The organism is Myxococcus xanthus (genome assembly GCF_013116825.1).
GTDB classification, from domain to species: domain Bacteria; phylum Myxococcota; class Myxococcia; order Myxococcales; family Myxococcaceae; genus Myxococcus; species Myxococcus xanthus_B.
The window spans coordinates 69,610-92,627 of sequence record NZ_JABFNS010000013.1; the positions used below are offsets into that span (position 1 = coordinate 69,610).

General features: G+C 69.3%; 18 protein-coding genes and 1 pseudogene. 10 read left to right on the forward strand and 9 right to left on the reverse strand.

Annotated features, from left to right (window positions below; genetic code table 11):
- The first annotated feature begins 52 nt into the window (after positions 1 to 52).
- Complete coding sequence (locus HNV26_RS05765; RefSeq protein ID WP_171440596.1) at positions 53 to 247, forward strand: hypothetical protein; 195 nt, start codon at positions 53 to 55, stop codon at positions 245 to 247.
- 419 nt (positions 248 to 666) lie between these two features.
- Here HNV26_RS05765 and HNV26_RS05770 read toward each other — a convergent pair.
- Positions 667 to 1,864: pseudogene (locus HNV26_RS05770) on the reverse strand (IS3 family transposase).
- Positions 1,865 to 2,067: 203 nt separating this feature from the next.
- Between HNV26_RS05770 and HNV26_RS05775 the strand changes: the two are divergent.
- The 9 genes from HNV26_RS05775 (at position 2,068) to HNV26_RS05815 (ending at position 14,730) form a co-directional block, all read left to right on the forward strand.
- Positions 2,068 to 2,700 carry a hypothetical protein gene (locus HNV26_RS05775; protein WP_171440597.1) on the forward strand — a complete coding sequence of 211 codons (633 nt, stop codon included), beginning with the start codon at positions 2,068 to 2,070 and terminating at the stop codon, positions 2,698 to 2,700.
- Positions 2,701 to 2,824: 124 nt separating this feature from the next.
- Positions 2,825 to 3,517 carry an RNA polymerase sigma factor gene (locus tag HNV26_RS05780; protein ID WP_171440599.1) on the forward strand — a complete coding sequence of 231 codons (693 nt, stop codon included), beginning with the start codon at positions 2,825 to 2,827 and terminating at the stop codon, positions 3,515 to 3,517.
- A complete protein-coding gene (locus HNV26_RS05785; protein ID WP_216611834.1) occupies positions 3,514 to 4,272 on the forward strand; it encodes a hypothetical protein in 759 nt (252 codons plus the stop codon). The genes HNV26_RS05780 and HNV26_RS05785 overlap by 4 nt, the downstream gene beginning before the upstream one ends.
- A complete protein-coding gene (locus HNV26_RS05790; protein ID WP_171440603.1) occupies positions 4,269 to 6,002 on the forward strand; it encodes a caspase family protein in 1,734 nt (577 codons plus the stop codon). The genes HNV26_RS05785 and HNV26_RS05790 overlap by 4 nt, the downstream gene beginning before the upstream one ends.
- Positions 6,003 to 6,013: 11 nt before the next feature.
- On the forward strand, positions 6,014 to 7,876 hold the full coding sequence (locus HNV26_RS05795; RefSeq protein WP_253816269.1) for a DUF7151 family protein: 1,863 nt from the start codon (positions 6,014 to 6,016) through the stop codon (positions 7,874 to 7,876).
- Positions 7,877 to 7,922: 46 nt separating this feature from the next.
- Positions 7,923 to 9,548, forward strand: a complete 1,626-nt coding sequence (locus HNV26_RS05800; RefSeq protein WP_171440606.1) for a DUF7151 family protein — start codon at positions 7,923 to 7,925, stop codon at positions 9,546 to 9,548.
- Positions 9,549 to 9,569: 21 nt separating this feature from the next.
- The gene (locus HNV26_RS05805; RefSeq protein WP_171440608.1) at positions 9,570 to 11,456 is read left to right on the forward strand and encodes a DUF7151 family protein; all 1,887 of its coding nucleotides are present in this window, start codon (positions 9,570 to 9,572) and stop codon (positions 11,454 to 11,456) included.
- A gap of 84 nt (positions 11,457 to 11,540) precedes the next feature.
- Positions 11,541 to 13,283, forward strand: a complete 1,743-nt coding sequence (locus HNV26_RS05810) for a DUF6311 domain-containing protein (RefSeq protein ID WP_216611835.1) — start codon at positions 11,541 to 11,543, stop codon at positions 13,281 to 13,283.
- 58 nt (positions 13,284 to 13,341) lie between these two features.
- Positions 13,342 to 14,730, forward strand: coding sequence for an ATP-binding protein (locus tag HNV26_RS05815; RefSeq protein ID WP_171440610.1), 1,389 nt, complete (start codon positions 13,342 to 13,344; stop codon positions 14,728 to 14,730).
- Between the two features lie 60 nt (positions 14,731 to 14,790).
- On the opposite strand, the gene larC is transcribed toward HNV26_RS05815, so the two are convergent.
- From larC to HNV26_RS05855, 8 genes are all read right to left on the reverse strand, one after another.
- A complete protein-coding gene (gene larC / locus HNV26_RS05820) occupies positions 14,791 to 15,963 on the reverse strand; it encodes a nickel pincer cofactor biosynthesis protein LarC (protein WP_171440611.1) in 1,173 nt (390 codons plus the stop codon).
- 5 nt (positions 15,964 to 15,968) lie between these two features.
- Positions 15,969 to 16,721: a nickel pincer cofactor biosynthesis protein LarB gene (gene larB / locus HNV26_RS05825; RefSeq protein ID WP_090488050.1), complete on the reverse strand. Its 753-nt coding sequence runs from the start codon at positions 16,719 to 16,721 to the stop codon at positions 15,969 to 15,971.
- 25 nt (positions 16,722 to 16,746) lie between these two features.
- Positions 16,747 to 17,349 carry a chemotaxis protein CheC gene (locus HNV26_RS05830; protein WP_171440612.1) on the reverse strand — a complete coding sequence of 201 codons (603 nt, stop codon included), beginning with the start codon at positions 17,347 to 17,349 and terminating at the stop codon, positions 16,747 to 16,749.
- Positions 17,346 to 19,847, reverse strand: coding sequence for a chemotaxis protein CheA (locus HNV26_RS05835; protein WP_171440613.1), 2,502 nt, complete (start codon positions 19,845 to 19,847; stop codon positions 17,346 to 17,348). The genes HNV26_RS05830 and HNV26_RS05835 overlap by 4 nt, the downstream gene beginning before the upstream one ends.
- 53 nt (positions 19,848 to 19,900) lie before the next feature.
- Positions 19,901 to 20,269 carry a response regulator gene (locus tag HNV26_RS05840; RefSeq protein ID WP_011556618.1) on the reverse strand — a complete coding sequence of 123 codons (369 nt, stop codon included), beginning with the start codon at positions 20,267 to 20,269 and terminating at the stop codon, positions 19,901 to 19,903.
- Positions 20,270 to 20,339: 70 nt separating this feature from the next.
- Positions 20,340 to 20,762 (reverse strand): chemotaxis protein CheW, encoded by a 423-nt coding sequence (locus tag HNV26_RS05845; RefSeq protein ID WP_011556619.1) that lies wholly within the window; start codon positions 20,760 to 20,762, stop codon positions 20,340 to 20,342.
- 43 nt (positions 20,763 to 20,805) lie between these two features.
- Positions 20,806 to 21,504 carry an MmcQ/YjbR family DNA-binding protein gene (locus tag HNV26_RS05850; RefSeq protein WP_171452775.1) on the reverse strand — a complete coding sequence of 233 codons (699 nt, stop codon included), beginning with the start codon at positions 21,502 to 21,504 and terminating at the stop codon, positions 20,806 to 20,808.
- Positions 21,501 to 22,886 (reverse strand): methyl-accepting chemotaxis protein, encoded by a 1,386-nt coding sequence (locus HNV26_RS05855; protein WP_090488042.1) that lies wholly within the window; start codon positions 22,884 to 22,886, stop codon positions 21,501 to 21,503. The genes HNV26_RS05850 and HNV26_RS05855 overlap by 4 nt, the downstream gene beginning before the upstream one ends.
- Positions 22,887 to 23,018 lie beyond the last annotated feature (132 nt).

A 23,018-nucleotide genomic window follows, 5' to 3' on the forward strand; every position in this document is an offset into this window, starting at 1 on the left:
ATAAGGGCTGGCCGTCTAAATAATGGGGCCGTCCTGCATTGTATGCGGCGCCATGCCGGATGCCAAACACCTGTCGGGAATGAACTTCAGCGTGCGTTGGCAGAAAGCAGGTGTGACGTTCCGCAGGCTGTGCATCAAGCCTGGGCACGAAGGGCAGCGCCCGAAGCAGGAAGTGCGCGTTGGTCATCCATCGTTCCATCATCTGCCTTGCATTCAGCAGCAGGAGCCAACGGCCTGCCACCTGTGAGGCCACTGGCGCGCCCATTTCTCCTGCGCGCGAATATTCCGTCGACCTATCTCTCAAGACGAACTCAACATCGGGCTTATGACGCAGCCACGTACGCACCGAGAGGACCGACCGGTCTGGGAAGGCGCCTCGAATGCAGTGCGCCTCCAGGTCAACCGAGATAGCGACATAGGTACGCCCCTTTCGCAGCCCCAGGCATCAAGGAGCAGGACACGAGGTGCACCGGGTGAAGGCAACGGCACACAGCTAATCATCTGCAGGAGCGAGTCGGGGAGGGTGGGCATCGCCAAGAGAGAGAGGAGTCTGCTCCTTACTTTAGCACCTTGCGATTTCGACAGCATACTGCCCGGTGGCGGGGCTCTATGTTCGCAGGGCCCGCGAAAGAGACAGTGGAGTTGCCCCTGTCAAATCGGACATGGTCAGTGGGTTGAAGCGGCGAGTCGAAACTCTCTCGGGGAGCGCATCTTCAGCGCCTTGTGAGGGTGCACGGTGTTGTAGTCGTGAAACCAGGCAGGGAGTTGCAGGAGGACCGCCTCGGCACTGTCCAGTCGGGTCAGGTGCACGTAGTCGCGCTTGAAGCTCTTCACGAAGGACTCCGCCATGCCATTGCTCTCGGGGGAGTAGGCCGGCGTGGTGCGGATGAGCAGGCCCAGGCTGCGCCCAAATTCGCGCGTCTCATGGGCTGTGTAGGCCGGCCCGTTGTCCGTCAGCCACTCAATGGGGTGCGACGCCCGCCGGCAGCCAGCGCCGAAGCGGTACTCCAGCGTCTCGGCAATCAAGTCGCGCACCAGTTCCCCGGTGAGCCCCCCGGTCGTGGCGACGAAGCGCATGGCCTCGCGGTCGCAGCAGTCCAGCGAGAAGGCCACCTGGACGCGCTCCCCATTCCAGCAGCGAATCTCGAAGGCGTCCGAGCACCAGCGCAGGTTGCTCTTGAGGGTGGCCACGGTGCCCTCATGGGTGCGCGTCGGATTGCCGGTGTGAAGTGCCAGCAGCAAGCCCGCGGCCTTCATCACCCGGTACACCCGCTTGGGGTTCACCCGGGGCTGTCCCTCGGAGAGCAGCTGCCGGTGCACCAGGGCCGTGACACGGCGGTAGCCGTAGCTGGGGCCCGCTCGTCGGTGACAGCACGAATCCTCGCCAGCAGGGACTCGTCGGTGCGCTTGCGGTAGGGGCCGCGCCTCCTGGGCGCCTCCGAGGCGCCGTCCTGCACTCGGAGGACCAGGTTGCTGCGCGAGACGTCCAGCGCTTTCGCCACGGCCTTCAACGGGAACCGCCCCTGGGAGGCAAGCTGGGCCGTTTTTTGGTGCGGGCCAACTCCAGCGCCTCCTTCAGAATCTCGTTTTCCATCGTCTTCTTGCCCAAGAGCCGCTCCAACTCCCTCACCTGGGCCTGCAGCCGCTTCACTTCAGGCTCCGGCACTACCGCCTCGTCGGCGCCTAGGCTGGACATCGGGCCTTCCTCCGCCAATCGCCTCCAGTGGAACAACATGCTCGCCGACAGTCCATAGCGACGGGCCACCGAGGAGATGCTCTGCCCGGCCATCTGCGCTTCTGCCAGGAACCGCTGCTTCTCCTCTGCGTTGAAGCGCCGTCGGCGACCTGGGCGAACCTGTGGGATGCGACGCCCACAATCTTCCTCTTGCTCTGCATGACAAAACAGAATCGTGCACAACAGCTATGGCGTCAAACGCCACAGCATACTCCTCCGGAGTGAGAGACGGCGTGTCGAGTACGTCAGCAGCGGGCTCTTGCCCGCGTCGACCGTGCTCGCATCTCGTCAGCAGCCTGACCTGATGCGCTACACGCACAGGAGCCCGTCCCATGTCGAAGACGCTCACGCTGTACCGCCCAGTCGGCCTCAAGGAGGCGGAGCTCATCCTCGACAGTGGCTGCTCGGCGTTCCCGCCCCGACTCCCGGACCAACCCATCTTCTACCCGGTGATGAACGCCGAGTACGCACGGCAGATTGCCCGGGACTGGAATACGCCGGACGCGGGCTCTGGGCACGCGGGCTTCATCACGGCCTTCGACGTGGGGGCGGACTACGCCTCACGCTTCCCCGTGCGGACCGTGGGCAACAGTTGCCACCAGGAGCTGTGGGTTCCCGCCGAGGAGCTGGCCACCTTCAATCAGCACATCCAAGGCCCCGTGCGCTTCACGGAGGCCTGGTACGGCCCCGGCTACCTCGGTCCGGACACCACGCTCGGTCCTCTTGAGCGCCAGCTCCTGGCCCTGTTCGAGCAGAGCAGCGACGCCCTGCCATTGATTCAGGCCAACACCGCTGCCTGTCTCTTCAACGCCGCCTGGTGGTCCACCACCCCACCGTCAGCCCAGGGACTGAACCCATCCGACCATCTTCGGCTGCTCAACCGCCACCGCCACGCCTGGGTAACCCTGCACCCCACATGGCCCCTCCCGGCCCCGGGCGGGAATCGTCAAACGGACTCACAATGAAAATGCGCCCCATGCGTTATAGGCGCGACCCATTTTGCGACCCCGTTCCGTATCCCATTTTGAAGGGATGACGGACGGCCGGGCATTGGGCTCGAGCCGGCTCGCGACGAGGGACGGAGTTACCGTGCTGCCTGGAAACGACCGGTCCGTCTTGGAGGCTTTCCGCCGAGGGGAGACGTCCGTCCTCACGCAGGTGTACCGGGCCTATTCGCCGGAGGTGCTCCGCTACCTCTCGCGAAAGTTCGCGGTGGGCACGGATGGGGGGACGCGGAGCGCCGCGTTGTCCGCGCTGGATTTGGACGCCGCCCATCAAGAGACGTTCGTCCGGGCCTTCCGGCCCAACATGCGGCAGGCCTATGACGGGGTTCGCCCCTACCTGGGCTTCCTCCTCGCGGTGGCGCGCTCGACGGCCATCGACCTGATGCGCGCGTCGGGACGCGTGTCCCGCGAGGCCGTCCCCATGGACGACGCGCCCGAGCTGACGCACCTGCCCACCGAGGGCCGGACACCCGAAGAAGAGGCCCTCAGCGCCGAAGTGCGCGAACTGGTCCGCGCCTTCCTCGACACACTCACGGACGAAGGCCGCGCCCTGGCACAGCTCCGTTTCGTCGAAGGGCTTTCGCAGGAATCCGCCGCCCAGCAACTCCAGCTCACCCGAGGCGAAGTCCGGGTGCGCGAGCGGCGGATGCGGACGCACTTCACCGAGCATTTGAAAAATTCGGGCTGGCTGGACGCATCGGCCGAGCCCGGGCGGATGGAGCTGGGAGTCCTCCTGGCCTCGCTCGCCCTGTGCGCAATAGGGAGCATGCCCTCATGAGGTGGTACGAGAGACATATCGACGCCAGCCTGACCCGGTGGTCGCTGGGAGACCTGTCCTCCCGCCAATCCGCTCGCCTGCTGCGCCACGCCCACGCCTGCCAGCGCTGCGGCACCCGCTACGAGCGCTGGGCCCAGGCCCACCGCGCCCTGGAGGGCAATGACATCCACGCCCCCTCCTCCGTGGAGCTCAAAGCATTATCAGACGGAGGACTGGAGGCCGCCCTCGCCTCGGCCGCGCCGCAACAGGCTCCGTCCCGGTGGCCCTCCCTGGCCCTGCTCGGCGGCGCGCTGGCCGCGGTCTTCCTCGCGGTGGTGCTCGTCCCCACCGCCACGACGACGCCCGGCGAGTTCGTCGCCCGTGGCGAAGGCACCGCGCCGCCTGGCGTCGCCCTGCGAATCTTCTGCGCCACCCCGGGCCAGGCCCTGCGCGAGCTGCACGCCGGAGATGCCTGCCGCGCCGGTGCCATGCTGGCCTTCGCCGCCGGTGGCCATTCGCCTTTCACCCACGTCGCGCTCCAGGTCCGCGGCGCCAAGAAAGCGGAGGTGACGGCCGGTCCCTTCGCCCTGTCCGGAGGCTTGGGCAAGGAAGCCCCCCTCGAGCTGACCGTGCCCATGCCGGAAACGGCAGGCACCGTCGAAGTCGTCGCCGTCTTCGCAGGCAACCCGGCCGAGTCCATGGCGACCCTGCGCGGAGAACAGACAGAGGGCACGGTGGTGCTCAAGCAGTCAGTGAGGGTAGAGGAAGCTCCATGAAAAAACTGGGAGTGCTCCTCGGCGCCGCGGCACTGCTGCTGGCCCGTGGTGCCTCGGCCGAAGCCGTGGTTCGCCGCGCCCTGGTCATTGCCCATAACGGGAGCGACGACCCGTCGCTCCCGTCGTTGCGTTTCGCGGATGATGACGGCGTGCTGTGGGCGGAGACGCTTCAACGCCTGGGCGTGGAGACAACGCTGCTGGTGGCCCCGGACGAGGCGACACGCGCCACGGCCCGGCCGGTGCTCGCGGGCGCTCGGCCCCCAACGCCAGACGAGGTGAAGCGAGAGGTCGCACGCCTCCGCGCGGCCAACCTGGTGGACCATGAATTGGGGCGCCAGACTGACGTGCTGCTCGTCTACGTGGGCCACGGCAATACGGACGAAGCCGGACGCGCGTACTTCACCCTCTCGGGTGGACGTCTGGATAAAGCAAGCCTTTACGCGGACGTGGTGGACCCGCTCGGCGCCAGCTATGTCCACCTCATCGTGGACGCGTGCCGCGCGTCTGGCGTCGTGGGCAGCCGAGGCGGTCAGACGGACGCGGCGGTGCTCGCGGAGCTGCGGGGAATGCTGGCCCGTGAGCAGCTCGCCACCCGGCCCACAGTCGGCGCCGTGTTCGCGGAGAGCGAGGACGGCGAAACGCACGAGTGGTCCCGCATCCGCGCGGGCGTCTTCAGCCACGTGGCCCGCTCCGGCCTCCTGGGCGCGGCGGACATCAACGGCGACGGCAAGGTGGAGTACAGCGAGCTGGGCGCCTTCGTCACCGCGTCGCTCCAGGGCGTGAAGGGCCTCCCCGCGCGCCTGTCGCTCCACGCCTTCGCCCCCACTCGCGAGCCCCGGCGTCCGCTGGTAGGCCCCGCACCGAAGGGCCCCAGCCTTCCCCTGCCCTCCGGGCTCGAGCACTCGCGCATCTCCGTCGAGGACTCGGACGGACGGCGGCTGGCCGACGTGCGCCGTTCCAAGGAACAGTACGTGCTGCTGCGCCTGCCCGAGCGCGACGTGTATTGGATTCGCACGCCCACGCAGGAAGCCCGCATCACCCTGGCCAAGCTGTCCACCAACGGCATCATCGACCTGGGCGACCGGGAGCTCCAGGAGCGAGGCCCCGCCGAGGAGGCCCTGCGCAAGGGATTGTTCGCGGTGCCGCTCGACAAGGATTTCTACGAGCGCTACGTGGCGGTCACCGGGCTCGCGCCCGTGGGCGTATCCCAGGCGTTTCCTCCGAGCGCGGGCGGCACCTTCCCGCGGTTCATGGCGCAGCGGCCCGACACCTTGGCCGGTTGGGACCTGGGCTGGACGGGGCAGCAGGCACCGCTCGGATTGAGCACGCTGGCCACCGGCCCCTCGGTGACGTGGCGGCGCGAGGCGCCCCTGCCTTCGCTCTACTATGGCGCGCGCGCCGCCTATGGCCTGACGCCCCTGGCCACCGACGACATCCGCACCCACCGGGGCGCGCTCCTGGGCCTCCTGGGCGCACAGGCACCGGAACACCTGCGCGTGCCGCTCTTCCTGGAGGCGGGCGCGGGCTGGGGCTTCCTGGGAATCACACGCGGACAGGTGCGCATGGGCGACCCCACCGTGCTCTCCACGTACACCGCCGCGGGGGTGACGGGAGCGCTGGCGGGTGTGCGGCTGCGTCTGGCGGCCACGCTCACCTATGACCGCGTCACCCTGGACCAGCGCAATTACTGGGACCGCGCCTTCGGCTTCGAGCTGGCGCTGCGACGCTGAGAGAATTGCTCATGAAACGCATGTGGATGGTGATGCTCGTGCTCGTCACGGGGTGTGACGGCATCGACTTGGACCGGCTCGTCCGGCAGCACCCGCCGCTCACCCGGCTGGAGCCCGAGCCCGCGGGTGCCAACTGCGTCCACGGTGGCCATTTCGTCCGCACGGGCCTGGACCTGAACGACAACGGCGTGCTCGACGACGCCGAAGTGACCGTCACCCAGTACGCGTGTGTCACCGCCATCCCCGGCGTGCTGATGCGCGTGCAGGACGAGCCTCCAGGTGAGAACTGCACCGAGGGCGGCAGGGTGTACCGCGCGGGCCAGGACTCGAATGGCAACGACGAGTTGGAAGACAGCGAGGTCACTCGCGAGGTCTACGGCTGCGCCAGCTCGGAGGCCGTGGTCACCCGCGTGCGAGCCCGGGAGCCGTTCGTCTTCCCCTGCGGCGAAAATGGCGCCGTGGTCGAGGCCGGGCAGGACCAGGATGGCAACGGCGTGCTGGACGACTCCGAGGTCCGGGCGACGTCCAACCTCTGCGTGCTCCCCTCCGAGGTCCGGCTGCGTCAGTCACCGGCTCCGGCCGGCGCCGCGTGTCCCACGCACAGCACCCAGGTGGACGTGGGCACCGACGGGGACGCGGACGGCCTGTTCGAGGACGAAGAGGTGATGTCATCCATGTTCGTGTGCCAGCCCCTGCACACGCTGGATGGCACTTACCGCGTGCGCAACGCGGTGGACCTCGTGGCGCTGGAGGGCATCTCCCGCGTCCGCGGCAACCTCTACTTCGACGCCGGGTCCGTCACGGAGGCCCGCCTCCCCGACTTGATGATGGTCGAAGGCGCGCTGGAGATCATCGACACGTCGCTCGAACACGTGGAGATGCCCTCGCTGCGCATCGTGGGCGGCCCACTCACCGTCGCCAGAAACTCCGCGTTGACCACGCTGACCCTGGGCAGCGGCAGCCGCGCTCCACTCCGGGTCTGGGGAGACTTCAGCCTGGTGTCCAATCCCTTGCTCCCCACGCTCGCGGGGGTGAGCGCGGTCCTTCCTGGCAACAACATCGTCCTGAAAGACAATGATGCCCTCGAAGGGGGTTACTTCACATTCACCTCCGCGCTCCTCGGCAGCATCACCCTGGAAGACAACGCAAAGCTCTCCACCCTTCCCTTCCGGCACCTCGAGTGGCTGGGCGGCTCCCTGAACATCATCGGGAACTCCGCCCTGAGCACCCTGAGCGGAACGGTGCTGCATACGGTCGTGGGAGACCTCGTCATCGAAAACAACGACGTCCTCTCCGGGTTGTGGGGCATGCCAGCGCTGACGTCCATTGGCGGAGCGCTCCGCGTGCGGGACAACGCCACTCTGCGCTCGGTGGAAGGCCTGAATGAACTCACCCAGGTGGGGACGCTCGAATTCGATCACAACCCCGCACTGGAAGACGCGGGGGAGTTCCCCAAGCTGGCGCGCGTCACCTCCGGCATGCGGTTCAATGCCAACGCGGTGTTGAAGGACCTGTGGGGGCTCCAGAAGGTGCAGAACAGCGGCTTCCTGTTCATCGGCAACAATCCACAACTCTCCCGGCTGATGGGCTTCGACCGGCTGCTCTCGCTGAAGGTGCTGACCGTGGAGAACAACGCGAGCCTCACCGACTTGTCGGACCTCGTCCTCCTCCAATCGGTGGAGGAGCTGTATGTGCTCTCCAATGAGAACCTGCTGCGCCTGAACCTGAATGCATTGGAGAGCGTCACCGGCATCTTCACCGTCACGGAGAACCCCCGGCTCCCCACCTGCCTGGCCGTGTCGCTCGCCGCACGGGTCAACACGGGCGGCGCGCCGGAGATTCGCGGCAACGACAGCTCAACCCCCTGCGATTGAAGGCCTCCCAGCGGCGATTCCCGTCACGAGGAAGAGAGACGTACCCATGCGATGGACCTGGATGGCGGTGGTGCTGCTGGCGGCGGGCTGTGAAGGCATCGACGTGCGGAAGCTCGTCACGCAGCACGAGGCACGCACGCGGGTGGACCCCGAGCCGGCCGGAGACCGCTGCCCGCTCGGCGGCAGGGCCTTTCTCGCGGGCCTGGACCTGAACGACAACGGCGTGCTCGACGACGCCGAAGTCACGAGCACCGAGTACGTCTGCACCACGCCCACGCCCGGGGTGCTGGTGCACATGCAGGACGTGCCGCCCGGTGAGCAGTGCCCTCACGGCGGCCACGTGTCGCGCGCGGGCCAGGACGTGAATGGTAACGATGTCCTGGAAGACGGCGAAGTCACCCGGGAGGTGTACGGCTGCACCGAGCCAGTCTCCCCGCGTGTGATTCACCGAAGCCAGCATCAGCCTCCGTCGGCGACGGTCCCGCCGTGGCTCTGTAGCTGGGGCCGCACCTGGGTGGAGGCCGGCCCTGACGTGAACGGCAATGGCCTCCTCGATGAAGACGAGGTCCGCGCCATGGAGAGTGTCTGCGTGGAGCCGACCCGGCTCATGGTCGTCTACGTGCCCGAGTTCGCCGGAGGGACCTGCCCCCAGGGTGGCACGGGCATCCGGCTGGGCGTGGATTCAAATGACGATGGCGCGCTCTTGGGGCCCGAGGTCCACAAGACCGCCTTCGTCTGCGAGGCCCTGCACACGCTCCACGGCGACTACACCGTGCGGACCCCCGCGGACCTCGCCGCGCTCCAGCGCATCTCCCGCATCCAGGGGTCGCTCCTTATCAACGACGCGTCCATCACCGAGCTGAGCCTGCCGGGGCTCGCGGTGGTGGACCGCACCCTGCGCCTCTGGAACAACCAACTCCTGACCTGGGTGGACCTGCCCGTCCTGCGCTTCGTGGGCGACGACCTCGATGTGACAGCCAACCCCGCGCTGGAGAGGCTCCAAGCGGGCGGCGCCGACCATCAACGGTTGTTCGTGGGCCAGGGCGTCCTCGTGAGCAACAACGACCGGCTGCGCAGCCTGAGCGGGCTCGTGAGCGTGTCGCCTCGGGAGAGCCTGCTGGTGGTGGGCAATGATGCCCTGGCGTTCCACCCCAAAGAGGATTCCGTGCTCGTCAACGTCGACAACCTCATGGGCTCGCTCACCGTCACCGACAACAACGCGCTGCAAGCGCTTCCCTTCTCGAACCTCTTCCATGTCGGCGGCAACGTCCGCATCTCGGGGAACCCTGCGCTGCACTCCCTAGAAGGACTCTCCCCGCGGAGCATCGGCGGCGCGCTCGTCATCAGCGAAAACGAGGCCCTGCAGGCGCTCTCCAGCCTCGCGCCGGTCCGTCATCTGTCCGAGCTGCGCGTGATGGGAAACCCCGCCTTGACGACCCTGGAGGGCCTGAGCGGCCTGAGTACACTCGCTTCGCTTCGCGTCTCGGACAACGCGAGCCTCACTCGGCTGGGCCTGACCTCGCTGCATCAGGTCAGCCAGGCCTTCGACGTCACGAATAATCTCGAGCTCGCCTCATGCCTCGCGACGTCGCTCGCGGCGGCCGCGTACACGGGCGACGCCGGGCAACTCCACATCAGCGGCAATGACGACACCGCCACCTGCGGCGAGTGACGCCCCGAAAGGCTCCTGGCGATGCGATGGACGTGGATGTTGGCCCTGGTCCTGGCCACCGGGTGTGACGGCATCGACCTGCGCCAGCTCATCGGTCAGCACGAGGCACGCACCCGAGTGGCCGACGAGCCCTCCGGCCTGAACTGCGAGCACGGAGGGAAGGCCGTCCTCTCGGGGCTGGACCAGGATGATGACGGCGTGCTCGATGACGACGAGGTGACGGGCACCGAGTACATCTGCGCCACGCTCTCGCCAGGCGTGCTGGTGCGCACGCGGCAGCTCCCTCCCGGTGAGCCCTGTGCGCTGGGCGGGCAGCTCACCCTGGCGGGGGCTGACCTGGATGGCAACGGCCTCCTTTCGGATGACGAGGTGACGCGCGAGGTCCACGGCTGCATGGAGCCGGCGCCTGTCCTCGCCCGCGTGCGCCCGCTGCTGACCCAGCCCTTCGTCTGCCGGTACGACAACGCGCTCGTGGAGGCCGGCGTGGACCTCAATGGGAATGGCGTGCTCGATGACAACGAGCTCCGGGCGGCCGCCCGCATCTGCGCGGACCCCGCGGTGACACTGCTGCGCCAGCAGCCAGAGCCCGCGGGCCCGAACTGCACCACGGGAGGCACCCAGGTGGAGGCAGGCGTGGACACCAACCTGAACAGGGTGCTCGACGACACCGAGGTTCTCGCGGCCGCCTTCGTGTGCCAGTCGTCGGCGGCCCATGACGGGATGTACGCGGTGGAGAACGCGGCCGACCTGGAAGCGTTGAAGTCCCTCTCCATCATTCGCGGTGAGCTCGCCGTCGAGAACACGGATGTCGCGATGGTGGAACTACCCGGCCTCGTGTCGGTGGAAGGTCCGCTGTCCATCCACGACAACCCGGCGCTGACGCGGGTGGAGCTGTCTGGGCTTCGCTACGTGGGAGGAACGTTGAGCATCCGCGGCAGCCCCTCGCTCAACGAGGTGCGCGTCGGACCGCAGACGATGGAGGCGCTTCCAGCCGTTCGCATCGACGGCTTGACGCTCTACTCACTCCCCGCCTTGTCGTCCCTGAGCGGCATGGCCGCCGTGGCGCCCCACTTCGACCTCACCTTGTGGAACACCGGCGTGAAGTGGAGCCCCGACACGCTCCCCCACGTCCAGGTGCTGGCGGGCACACTCACCATCCACGGCAACCCCGCGCTGGAGAAGCTGCCGGTGTCCCGTCTGACAGAGGTGGGAGGGAGCGTCACGATTTCGGGCAACCCGATGCTTCAGTCCCTGGAGGGACTGGGAGGTTTGACGAGGGTCGGCGGCGTGCTCGACGTCTCCCACAACAACGCCCTCACGCACCTCACCGGGCTGGAACACCTGACGGTGGTGAAGGACCGCGTCATCGTGATGAACAACGCCCGGCTCCTGGACCTCCGCTTCGATGCCCTCTCCGAAACAGGCGCGCTCGTCGTGGCAGGCAACGCGCTGCTGGAGCAGGTGGGCCCGATGCCGTCGCTGTTCCGGGTACATCAGGACGTCATCCTGGCGGAGAACCCACGGCTGCTGCGCGCGGCGGACCTGCCAAAGCTCCAGAGCATGGGTGGCGCGTTGTTCGTCCACCTCAACCCGCTGCTGACGGACCTGTCTGGCTTTGAGCAAGTGACGTGGATGCGCGGCCTGTACGTCAAGGGCAATGCCGCGCTGGAACACCTGAGCACCCTGGGCGCGCTCCACACCCTGGGCACCCTGGAGGTGCGGGGGAATCCAGCGATGACGGCGCTGAGCCTGGATGCACTCGCGCGCGTGCGCGATGCGTTCGTCGTCACGGACAACCCCCAGCTCCCCTCGTGCCTGGCGACGATGCTCGCGGACGACGTCTACATCGGGCCGCCGGAGGAGCGCCTCATCGGGAGCAACGACAGCATCACGCCTTGCCACCCCTAGGCTGGCCGGAAGCACAGGGGCCGGGACGGTGCTTGCCCGTGCGGGAAGCACGGTCCTACAGTGCCGGCCTCCACCAAGGCCGCCATGACGACCCCGAGTCCACCGGCGTCGAGGGAATCCGCTTCACCGGCGCTCGCCCCGACTCCGCCCGCCCCCACCGTTGCGCCTTCTCCTTCACCCGCGAGCCGGTGGGCGCCCTGGGGCGCCGCGCTGGGTGGACTGGCGTGGTTCCTCTGGCTCGGCGGCGGCCGGGCGATTCCGCCCACGCGCATCGACTGGATGATTCGTGAGGACTGGGCGGCCTCCGGTTTCGGTTGGCTGTTCTACCGAAACGCACCGTGGGGCCTCCCACTCACGAGCTCGCCCAACCAACTCTTCCCGCATGGCACCTCCGTGGCGCTCACGGACGGCAACCCCCTGCTGGCGGTGCTGTTCAAGCCCTTCAACGCGCTGCTGCCCGCTGACTTCCAGTACCACGGCCTCTGGCTGGCGTTGGGCTTCGCGCTCATGGGTTGGTTCGGCGCGAAGCTGGTATCCGTCGTTTCGTCCCGTCCCACGCACCAGTTGCTGGGCGGCCTGCTGCTGGCCCTGGCTCCCCCCATGGCGGCGCGGCTGGGGCATCTGACGCTGTGCTCGCACTGGCTGCTGGTGGCCATGATGTGGCTGCACCTGCGCGACACACCGGACGCCCACGCGGCGAAGCGGAGCCTCCTGTGGGCCGCCGCGCTGAACGCCGTGGGCGCGGGTACGCATCCGTACCTGGTGGCCATGCTCGCGCCGCTGGCCATGGCGCTGACCGTGCGCCTGGCCCTGGGCCGCGTCATCAGTTGGGGACGCGCGCTGCTGGCCTCGGTGGGCATCGTCGTGATGGACGTGCTCATCTTCGCCCTCTTCGGTTACTTCGTCGGCAGCAACCTGGGCGCGGAGGGCTTCGGCCAGTTCTCCGCCGACCTGACCACGCTGTTCAATCCCACGGACTGGTCGCGGCTGCTGCCCTCGCTGCCCGTGGCGCGGCGGCAGGGCGAAGGCTTCGGCTATGTGGGCGCGGGGGCGCTGCTGCTCGTGGTGCTCTCCGTCGTGGGCGCGGCGCTTCGCTTCCGCACGCTGCGCGATGTGCCCTGGCGGCGGGGACTGCCCTTCGCGGTGGCGGTGCTGCTGCTGGCCGTCTACGCGCTGTCGTCCCGGGTGACGTGGACGGGCCGGCTGGTGGTGGACCTGGGCGGGCTGTACGAGCCCTTCTCGCGGCTGACGTCCGCGTTCCGCGCATCCGGGCGCTTCATCTGGCCGCTGTGTTACGCGGTGATGGGCGGCGCCCTCCTCCTGTGGCTGCGGCAGTGGCGCGAGCGGGCCTGGGTGGGGACGGCGGTGCTCGCGCTGGTGGTCGCCGTGCAGGCCTACGACGTGCGCCAGGACAAGAGCGAGCTGCGCCGTCGCCCGGAGGGCTTCCGCCGGCTCCAGGCCCCGGAGTGGGCGGAGCTGAAGGGCCACTACCAGCACCTGGCCCTCTTCCCGCCGCAGGTGCAGTGGGTGTGCCCCTACAACGAGCCGCTGGTCAACGCGACGGGGTACATGGCCTACCGGCTGGGCCTCACCTTCAACAGCGGCTACGTCACCCGGACCCCACCGTCGATTGCGGAGGAGTGCAACGCCACCATGCGCCCTGGCGGCGTGGACGGGGACACGGTGTACGTCGTGGTGCGTCAGCAGGTGGGCGCCTTCCTCCGGGCGGGCGCGCGCTGCGGGATGCTGGAGGGGTTGCCGGTGTGCGTGGCCGGGCAGCGGAACGACGCCTTCGCACAGGCGTTGACGCGGCAACCCTTGCGATAGCGCGGAGCCCCGCCGAATCCGATGGACTCCCTGGCGGGGACAGGCAGCATCCCGGCGTATGGGAAGTGACGACATCGTCGCGGCGTTGCGCCAGGTTCCACTGTTCGCCCGGCTCACCGGAGAACAGCTCCGCTGGATGGCGGACCATGGCCGTCAACTCCACTTCCCCGCTGGCACGCGTATCGCCGAGCAAGGCGCCGCCGCGGATGGCCTGTCCGTCATCCTGGAGGGCCACACGCAGTGGAGCCGCCGCACCGGCACGGAGAGCGTGCCCACGTTCACGTTGGAGGCCGGCGACCTCTTCGGCGAGCTCATCCTCTTCCTGAACGCGCCCTACCCCCACAGCGGCGACGCGGTGACGGACGTGCGCCTGTTCCGGATGGAGCCGGCCACCTTCTGGGAGCTGCTGCGGCTGGCGCCCGGACTCAGCCGGGGACTGATGGAGCTGGCCTCGCAGCGCTCCCAGCAGCAGGCGCAAGACGTCCGTCCGCAGTCGGAAGTGCTCCCCGTGGGACGCATGGCGGCCGAACTGGGCGCCGAGCTGGGCAGCCCCGCCGCGGCGGCCCGGCGGAGCGCGGCGCGGCTGGGCGCGCTGATGGCCACGGTGTCCGCGCGCGCCATGGCCCTGGGCGACCACGGCCTGTCCCTGCCCCAGCGCAGCGTCCTGCTGGCCCTACCTCGGGAAGCGGCGGAGCGCGGGCGGACCTCTCCGCCGCTGGAGCCCCTGGCTCGCGCCGAGCGCGAGGAAGCGCTGGGCTCCTGGTTGGAGGCGCGTGGCGTGGCGGATGCGTGGGAGGCGGCGCCCGCGCTGGTGGCCTCCGGCCTGGACGTCGCGTGGCTGGAGTCGGTGGCGACGCGCGTGGGCGGGGCGCTGCTGGGCGACGTGCTCGCGTGGCTGGTGGTGGCAGTGAGCTGTGACGTGCTCATGGCGGAGGTGGCGCGCGGAACGGCGCGCGTGTCCGCACTGGTCGAAGGCGTGAAGGCCTATGCCTTCATGGACCCGGTGCCGCGTGAGGACGTGGACGTCCACGAAGGACTGGAGCACGCGCTGGCGGTGCTAGGCCACCGGCTGCGCGGAGAGCACCTCACGGTGGAGCGTGAGTACGACCCGGGCCTGCCCCGGCTGAAGGCGGAAGGTGCCGCGCTCGACGAGCTGTGGACGCAGCTGGTGCTCAACGCGCTGGAGGCGCTGGGCGAGCGCGGAGGCCGCGTGCGACTGCGCACCTGGAAGGATGCCGCGCACGTCGTCGTCGAGGTCTCCGACGACGGGCCGGGCATTCCCAAGGACTTGCTGCCGCGCATCTTCGAGCCCTTCTTCAGCACGAAGCCCCATGCGGCGGGCATGGGCCTGGACGTCTGCCGGCGCATCGTCGAGCGCCACGGCGGCGACCTGTGCGTGCGTGCCGAGCAGAGCGGCACCCGCATCCAGGTGCGCTTGCCGGCGTGATTACCGCGGTCAGGGCGCCCGCGCCCGGGACTTCTTCGCCCCCTGAGGAGCCCACGGCGCTCAGTCCTTGGGGCCGAGCGCCGCCACCGCCGCGGCCATCACCTGCTTCACGGGGACGCCCGCGGCCTCCGCCACCTGGCGGCAGTCCTCGAACTCCGGGTGGGCGTTGAGCACCGCGCCATGGCGCAGCCCGCGCTTCACGCGGATCTTGCCCCACGGCGTCTCCACCTCCACCCAGTCACGCTCCAGCGCCTGACGCTCCACGCGGTGGTAGCGCACGCCCAGCGTGGTGGACTCGCGCAGCACCACGTCCACGATGGCTTCGCGCGCACCGCCCTCCACCAGCGCGCTCAGCAGGTGCCCCGGCCGGCTCTTCTTCATCACCACGGGCGTCACCCACGCGTCCAGCGCGCCCACCGCGAGCAACCGCTCCAGCAGGTGCCCCAGCAGTTGCGGCGTGGCGTCGTCCAGGTTGGCCTCCACCACCCAGAGCCCTTCGTTACGGGCCTGCTCCAGTCGGCCCAGCGACGCGCGCAGCACGTTGGGCCGGTCCTTGAAGTCCTTCGTTCCGACGCCGTAGCCCACCTTCTCCACGATGAAGTCCGGCGGATGGCCGATGTGCGCCAGCACCTTGAGCAGCGCCGCGCCCGTGGGCGTCGTCAGCTCCCCCACGCCTTCGAAGCGCACGGGCACGTCACGCAGCAACTCCAGCGTCGCGGGCACGGGAATGGGCATGGCGCCATGGGCTACGCGGATGGTGCCGCTGCCCAGCGGCGGCGGCGCCGCATGGACCTCCGGGTTGCCCAGCAGCTCCAGCACCACCGCCGCGCCACAGATGTCGACGATGGAGTCCACCGCGCCCACTTCATGGAAGTGGATGTCGTCGATGGACACGCCGTGGACCTTCGCCTCCGCCTCGCCGATGGCGCGGAACACCGCCAGCGCCCGCTCCTTCGCGCGCGGGGGCAGCGTGTCCGCCTCCTCGATGAGGCGCCGGATGTCCGCGTAGGCGCGGTGCGGATGGGCCTCGCGCGCATCCAGCACGACGTCCAGGTGCGTGCCGCTGATGGCATGGCGCACCGCGCGGCTCACCGCCAGCTTCCAGCCCGGGACGCGGAGGCCCGACAGCGCGCGCTCCAGCTCCGCTGGGGCAATGCCCAGGTCCAGGCCCGCCGCCAGGAACATGTCCCCGGCGATGCCACCCACCGGCTCCAGGTAGAGGATGCGTCGCATGGTGCTCACCTGCGTCCCTTCGTGCGGGAGATGAGGGCGGCGTAGAAGCCACCGCCAAATCCGTTGTCGATGTTCACCGTGGCCACGTTGGAGGCGCACGAGTTCACCATGGCCAGCAGCGCGGACACGCCCTTGAAGTTGGCGCCGTAGCCCACCGACGTGGGCACCGCGACCACGGGAATCCCCACCAGCCCGCCCAGCGCGCTGGCCAACGCGCCCTCCATGCCCGCCACCACCACGGCGGCATGGCACTCCTGGATTTCCTCGCGGCGCCGCAGCAGCCGGTGGATGCCGGCCACGCCCACGTCGTAGACGCGCCGCACCTCCGCGCCCATGGCCTCGGCCGTCGTGGCCGCCTCTTCCGCCACGGGAATGTCGCTGGTACCCGCCGTCACCACCGCTACGCGGCCCGCGCGCACCTTGCCCTGCTTGAGATGGAAGATGCGCGCCACCGGGTGGTACTCGCCCTTGGGGAAGCGCGCCACCAGCGCCTCCGCCTTGTCCGGCTGGAGCCGCGTCACCAGCACCGTCTGCTTGCGCTCCACCAACGCCCCGACGATTCCCAGCAGCTGCTCCACCGTCTTGGGCTCACCCAGCACCACCTCCGGGAAGCCGAAGCGCAGGTTGCGGTGCGTGTCGAGCGTCGCGTACCCCAGCTCCGCGAAGGGCAGGTCCTTCAACTTGCCCACCGCATCGTCCACGGAGACGCGGCCGGACTTCACACTGCCCAGGAGCTGCTTCAGCGCCTTCTCATCCATGGGCGCCCGTCTAGCCCGAAACGGGCTACACGCCCAGCCGCGCCAGCAGGTCGCGGATGCTGTCCCGCGCCAGCACCAACAGCAGCTGCCCCCCCACGGGGGGCGCCGCGGTCGCGAGGAAGCGGGCCTCCAGCACCACCACGCTGCTGGCGTCGCCCTCCACCTGTCCCACCACGTCGGACACCACGTCCCGCGCGCGGCCTCGCCGCACCGTGGGCACCGTGGGCACCAGCTTCCAGCCCGTCATCCGGCCCATGGCGGACAGGCAGGCGCTGGCGACGATGTTCGCCGTCTCCGCCATCACGCTGTCCCGTTCGGCCTGATGAATCACGGGCTGTCCCTCCAGGAGCAGCGCTTCCAGCGCGGCGCCGTCCTGCTGGGGCAGCACCAGCAACAGCGCACCCCGCAGCCCGCCCTGGATGCCCAGCCACCCCGACACCACCGGCGCGGCCCCACCCAGAAGCTCGGCGGCGTCGGAGGGGCCTGTCAGCAGCACGCGGGGAATGGAGAGGTCCACCTTGCGTCCTCCCATCAACCGGGAGAGCGCATTGGCCGCGTGGCCACAACCAATGTTGGCCACCTCGCGCAGTGCGTCGAGTTGCGCGTCGCTGTGCAGGGGCTGGCTCACGCGGACAGTAACCTCGGCACGTCCAGGATGAACACCGGACGCCCACTTCCCAGAATGGTGACGCCGGACAGACCGGGCAGCAAGTCCAGGGGCCGCGACAGCGGCTTGAGCACCACTTCCTCCTGTCCCAACAGGCGGTCCACCGCCAGGGCCACCCTGCCGGAATCCCCGTCCATCACCACGAAAGGCCGGGCTCCCAGTCTCTGGGGGGCAGGTACGCCCACCAGCGCATCCAACGAATGGACCGGCAGCAGCGAATTACCATGAGGCAGCAGGGCCGTCTCGCGGCTGCGGCTGAGTGACTCCCCGTCCGCCTCCGTCGCCCCCACCACCTTGGCGATGGGCAGGCCGAAGACCTCCTCGCCCACCTCCACCAACAGCAGGTGCACCACCGCGACCGTCAGTGGAAGTCGCAGGGTGAAGCGGGTGCCCCGGCCCCGCTCGCTGTCGATTTCGAGCGTGCCTCCGACGTTCTCCACCACGCGCTTCACCGCGTCCATGCCCACACCGCGGCCGGAGATGTCGGTGATGTCCTTGGCGGTGGAGACGCCCGGAAGGCACGACAGCATGAAGGCCTCGCGGTCCGTCAGGCGCGCCGCGGCCTCCGCCGAGAGCAGGCCTCGCGACACCGCGGCGCTCTTCAGCTTCGCGGGGTCCATGCCGCGGCCGTCGTCCTCCAACTCGATGATGACGCGGTCCCTGGCGCGCTTCACCGCCACCAGCACCCGGCCGCGTGGGCCCTTCTTCGCGGCGGCGCGATCCTCGGGCGCCTCCAAGCCGTGGTCGATGCAGTTGCGCAGCAAGTGGAGCAGCGGGTCCGACAGCTCCTCGAGGATGGCCCGGTCGAGTTCGATTTCCGCGCCGGTGATGACCAGGTCGACCTCGCGCTCCTTGCGGCGGGCGATGTCTCGCGCCGCCCGGGGCAGCCGGTCGGTGATGAGGGACAGCGGCGTCATGCGCGCCGTCATCACCTTGTCGTGCAGGTCCTTCACCAAGGTGTGCAGCCGGTAGACGCCCTCTTCCAGCGCGGGGCGCGTGTTCTCCGGCAGCACCTTGCCCACCTCACGCAGGCGGGCCGTGGCGAGCATCAGCTCACCCACGGTGTCGAGGAAATAGTCGAGGAGCTCCGTGCGCACGCGCACCGTGCGCGACGCCGTGTCCGCGGGCGCGCGGGCCCCGTCGGGGACAGGCACGAGGGTGGGCTGCACCACGGGCGCGGCCACCGCGGGCTTCACCGAGATGACCTCCACCTCGGCCACGTTCTTCAACGCCGCGTGGATGCCCGCTTCGCCCGCCGGAGTCTCGAGCTCCAGTTGGATGTTGCCGTCTGGGATGCGGCCGGCCTTCAACTCCTCCAACGCGGGCCGGAGCTCCACCAGCGTGCCCAGGTTGGTGAGGCGCTTGTGGACGAGGAAGGCGCGCACACCGGGCACCTGACAGGTGGGCGCGATGCGCAGCCGCACCGCCCAGCGCTGGGCCAGCGTTTCCGGGAGCGGCGCGCTGGCCGCGGCCTTCAGGGAGTTGGCCAGGTCGGGCGTTGGAGCCGCGGTTCCTGCGTCGGCTCCGGGCGCGTCCGAGGCCCGGCGCGAGGACAGCGGCACCACCACGCCTCCGGTGGCTCCGTCCGGGGATGATGGGGCGCTGGTGCCGTGCGCTCCATTCGGCGCGCTGGAGGTGGCGGAGGTACCGGGCCCGCCGTTCATCAGAAGGTTGGGACTGGCCGAGCTGGTCCCCGCACCGTCAACACCGGTGCCGTTGGCCACGCCTGGGCTGGCACTGCCACCCGCGGCGCCCGAGCCTCCGACGACGCTGCTCCGGGTGCCGCTGCCCGCAGCTCCGCCACCGTGCGTTGAGGCAGGGCTGGCACCGGCGCCTGCAGGGCCCGAGCCGCCAGCTGCGCCCGCAGTGCCCGAGCCGCCAGCTGCGCCCGCAGTGCCCGAGCCGCCAGCTGCGCCCGCAGTGCCCGAGCCGCCAGCTCCGCCCCCCGTACCCGAGCCATCCGAGCCAGAGCCTGAGCCGCCGCCAGGGCCATCCGAGCCCGTGCCATCCGAGCCGCCGCCCTCCGGCTTCAGCGCCGTCACCTTCGCGACGCGCGTGGCGGCCGGGGCCTGGCCCGTCATGGTGGTGACGCGCTGGCCGAGCTGCGTCAGGAGCGCCGCGGAATCATCCGGCTGCTTGCCCTCCGCCACCGCGCGCACCTGCGCGAGCATGGTGTCGGCGGCGGTGAGCAGCAGGTCCACCAGGTCGCGGTCCAGGCGGCCGCGGTCCTGACGGACGGCGTCCACCAGGTCCTCTACGCGGTGCGCCACGATGGCGATGGGCTCGAAGCCCATGGACGACGCCATGCCCTTGACCGAGTGGGCATGGCGGAACATCGAATCCACCGCGCTGGACGAGCCCTCGCGCTCGAGCTCCACGAGGTCACGCCCGAGCGCCTCCAGGTGGTCGGTCGCCTCGGAGATGAAGAGCCCGAGGTAGCGGGACATGTCCATCGTCATGGACCCGGCCTCGTGTCAGGAAGGGTGGACAGCCCGCGCCAGGGCGCAGCCGCTCACGTCTCGCCCAGGACCTTCTTCACCACGGCCAGCACGTCCTCGGCCCGGAACGGCTTGACGATGAAGTCCGAGGCGCCCGCCTCGATGGCCTCCATCACCAGGCTCTCCTGCCCGAGCGCGGAGCACATGATGACCACCGCGCTGCTGTCTGCCTTGATGATCTCTCGCGTGGCCTCGATGCCGCTCTTGAAGGGCATGACGATGTCCATCGTCGTGAGGTCGGGCTTGAGCTCCTTGTACTTCTCCACGGCCTCCAGGCCGTTGGCCGCCTCACCGACGACCTCGAACCCCCCAGACGCAAAGATGTCCTTGATCATGTTGCGCATGAAGATGGCATCGTCGACGACCAGGACCCGCTTAGCCATGTGAAGAACTCCGCCTCCGAATCACCTAGAGGAGCGCGGACACTAGCATCCGCGCTTTCCAGGGGGCTACTCACTTGGAATGGGTGAACAAGGCAACCACCGCGGCGTCCAACCCTTCTGGGTCCAGGACAGTCACTCCCAGGCCACCCAGCCTGGCGACGCCCCGGATGGCAGGCGTCATCTTTCCTGGCGCCGTGCTCACCCGCTCCACCGCTTCGATGCCATCTACGTCTGTTACCAACAGTCCCAGGTCTCTCCGCCCGCGGTCCAGTAGAACCACCCGTCCGGGCGGGGTAGGACCCTCGGGGAGACTCAGAAGCTGCCGCAGCTCTACCACTGTCACGACCCTGCCGCGCAGATTCATTACGCCTGTAATGGCCAGCGGCGCACGCGGCACACGGGTGAAGCGCTCGGGAGGCACGACGACCTCCCGCACCGCCGAGAGCGGCAACCCGTAACGCTCCTTCTCCACCCGGAAGATGACGTGCCGCACAGGAGTAACGTTCTATCCACTCTGGAATGACCGGCCCGATTCGCTACCGCTTCGACCGGGACGAACCCGCCGCGCCCCGCTTCGCCGTGGACGTCTGCTTCGCGCCGGCCCGCCTGGTGGGACCTTCGCGCGCCGAGGACGGCTTCGCCACGGATTTCTTCCCGCCCGCCGCCGCCTTGCCCGGTGCGGGCTTCTTTCCGGCCGCTGACGTCCGCGCCACGGCCCGCCCCGCCGCCACACCCCGCTTCGCCGCTCCGCCCTTCCCAGCACCGGCCCCCGGCTTCGCCGCGGCAGGCGCCCTGACAGGGGCGGAGGACTTCTTCGCCGCCGCCTTCGCCTTCGGAGCCTGCGCCGCGCCCGGGGCCATCAGCGCCTTGAGCACCTTCTGCGGCGCCACGGCGCGGAAGCTCTCGTGAATCCACTGGGCCAGCAGCCCGATGGGGACCTCGCTGCCTGGCTTGAAGTGGGAGGACACCCAGCCGCTCTTGCCCAGGCCGTAGCCGGTGGGCGCGGTGAAGGGCAGCGTGAGCGCGGCCTCGTTGGACTCCGGGAGCTTGGTGGTGACCCTCAGCCCGTCGTTGTCCAGCACGAGGATGGCGAACATCTTCCCCTTCACCTTGGCCGTGCGGTGGCCCCAGGGGAACTCCTCGGTGACCTCGGGGAGCGCGAGCATCACCTCGCGCAGATGGTCCTCCGCGGCCTTCAGCTTCGCGTCGACGTTGTCCGAGGGCGTCTGGCTCATGGGCCCAGGCGGAAGCTGCGCACGACGCTCTGCAGCTCGACGGAGAGGTTGGTCAGCTCACTGGCCAGCGACGTCATGCGGGATACGGCGGCGGTCTGCTCCTGGATGACGGCCTGGATGGCCTCGGTGGAGGAGGCGTTGTTGCGCGCCACCAGCTTGATTTCCTCGATGGCCGTCACCATCTCCTCGCTGCCCTTGAGCTGCTCGCGGGCACTCTCGGAGATGAGGTGCACCTTCTCGGAGCCCTTGCGGATGGTGTCGGTGATGGCGCCCATGGAGCGCACGATGTTGGTCAGGTCCTCACGGCCCTCGGCCAGCTCCGCGATGCCTTCCTTCATGGCGCTCACGACGGAGGTGGACTGCCCGGAGATGTCGCGCGCCAGCTTGGAGATCTGCTCGGCGGAGCGGCCCGCGCTCTCGGCCAGCTTGCGCACTTCATCGGCCACCACCGCGAAGCCGCGGCCGTACTCACCCGCGCGCGCCGCCTCGATGGTCGCGTTGAGCGCCAGCAGGTTCGTCTGCTGCGCCACCTGCGTAATCGCGTCGACGATCTTCGAGATTTCCTGCGTCTTCTCGCCGAAGGCGAACACCTGCTGGCTGGCGGACTCGATGCGGTTGAAGACCTTCTTCACCTTGTCGCCGGCCAGCCGCGCCGCCTTGGAGCCGTCCTCGGCCGCGCTGCTCGTCTCCGCCGTCGTCCGCGCCGCGTCCTCGGCGCTGGCCGTGGTGCGCTGGATGCTGCCGGCCATCTCGGTGATGACCTTGGACGCCTTCGACACCAGCTGCGACTGGGACTCGGCGCCGCCAGCAATCTTCTCCATCGACGAGCCCACCTCCTCGGTGGAGCCGTTGACGTTCTCCGCCGAGCGCTGGAGGTCGATGGCCGTGTCGGCCACGCTCTTGGCCGTCTCTTGAATCTTGCCCACCAGTTCGCGCAGGTTCTCCTGCATGCGGGTGATGGCGCCCGTCAGCTCGTCAATCTCGTCGCGCTTGCTGCCGCCCTCGGCGGCCACCGGCTTGGACAGGTCGCCCTGCGAGATTTCATATGCGGAGCGGCTGAGCACCTTCACGCGGGTGACGCGCGCGAGCCACGAAGGCAGCAGCGCGGCGGCGGCCCCGGTGATGATGATGGCGACGCCGATACGCACGGCGTCCTTGCCCCCCGCGCTGAGTGCGGGGAAGACGAAGCTGATGAGGCCGTCCGACGCGTACATCCAGCCCGTCAGCGCCAGCCCCATCAAGACGTAGCCGTTGAGAATCTTCCGGTGAAGGGAGACCTCGCGGGTCGCGCGAGGTCCGTCCACGGCGCGCAGCAGTCGCTGCAGGGGCTCGCGGCGGGGAGTGTGTCCGGGGACTGTGTCGTCGCGGAGGGGACGGCGCACGGGTTGCTTTCGGGGGATGAGAAGCGTCTCGGGTTTAGCCTTGCTGCTCCGCAGGGTCAATCCATCGCCCGAGGTCGGAAGTGATCGAACCCCTCTGGCGGTGGGAGAACGCGGCCTGTCCTGTCCCGGCCC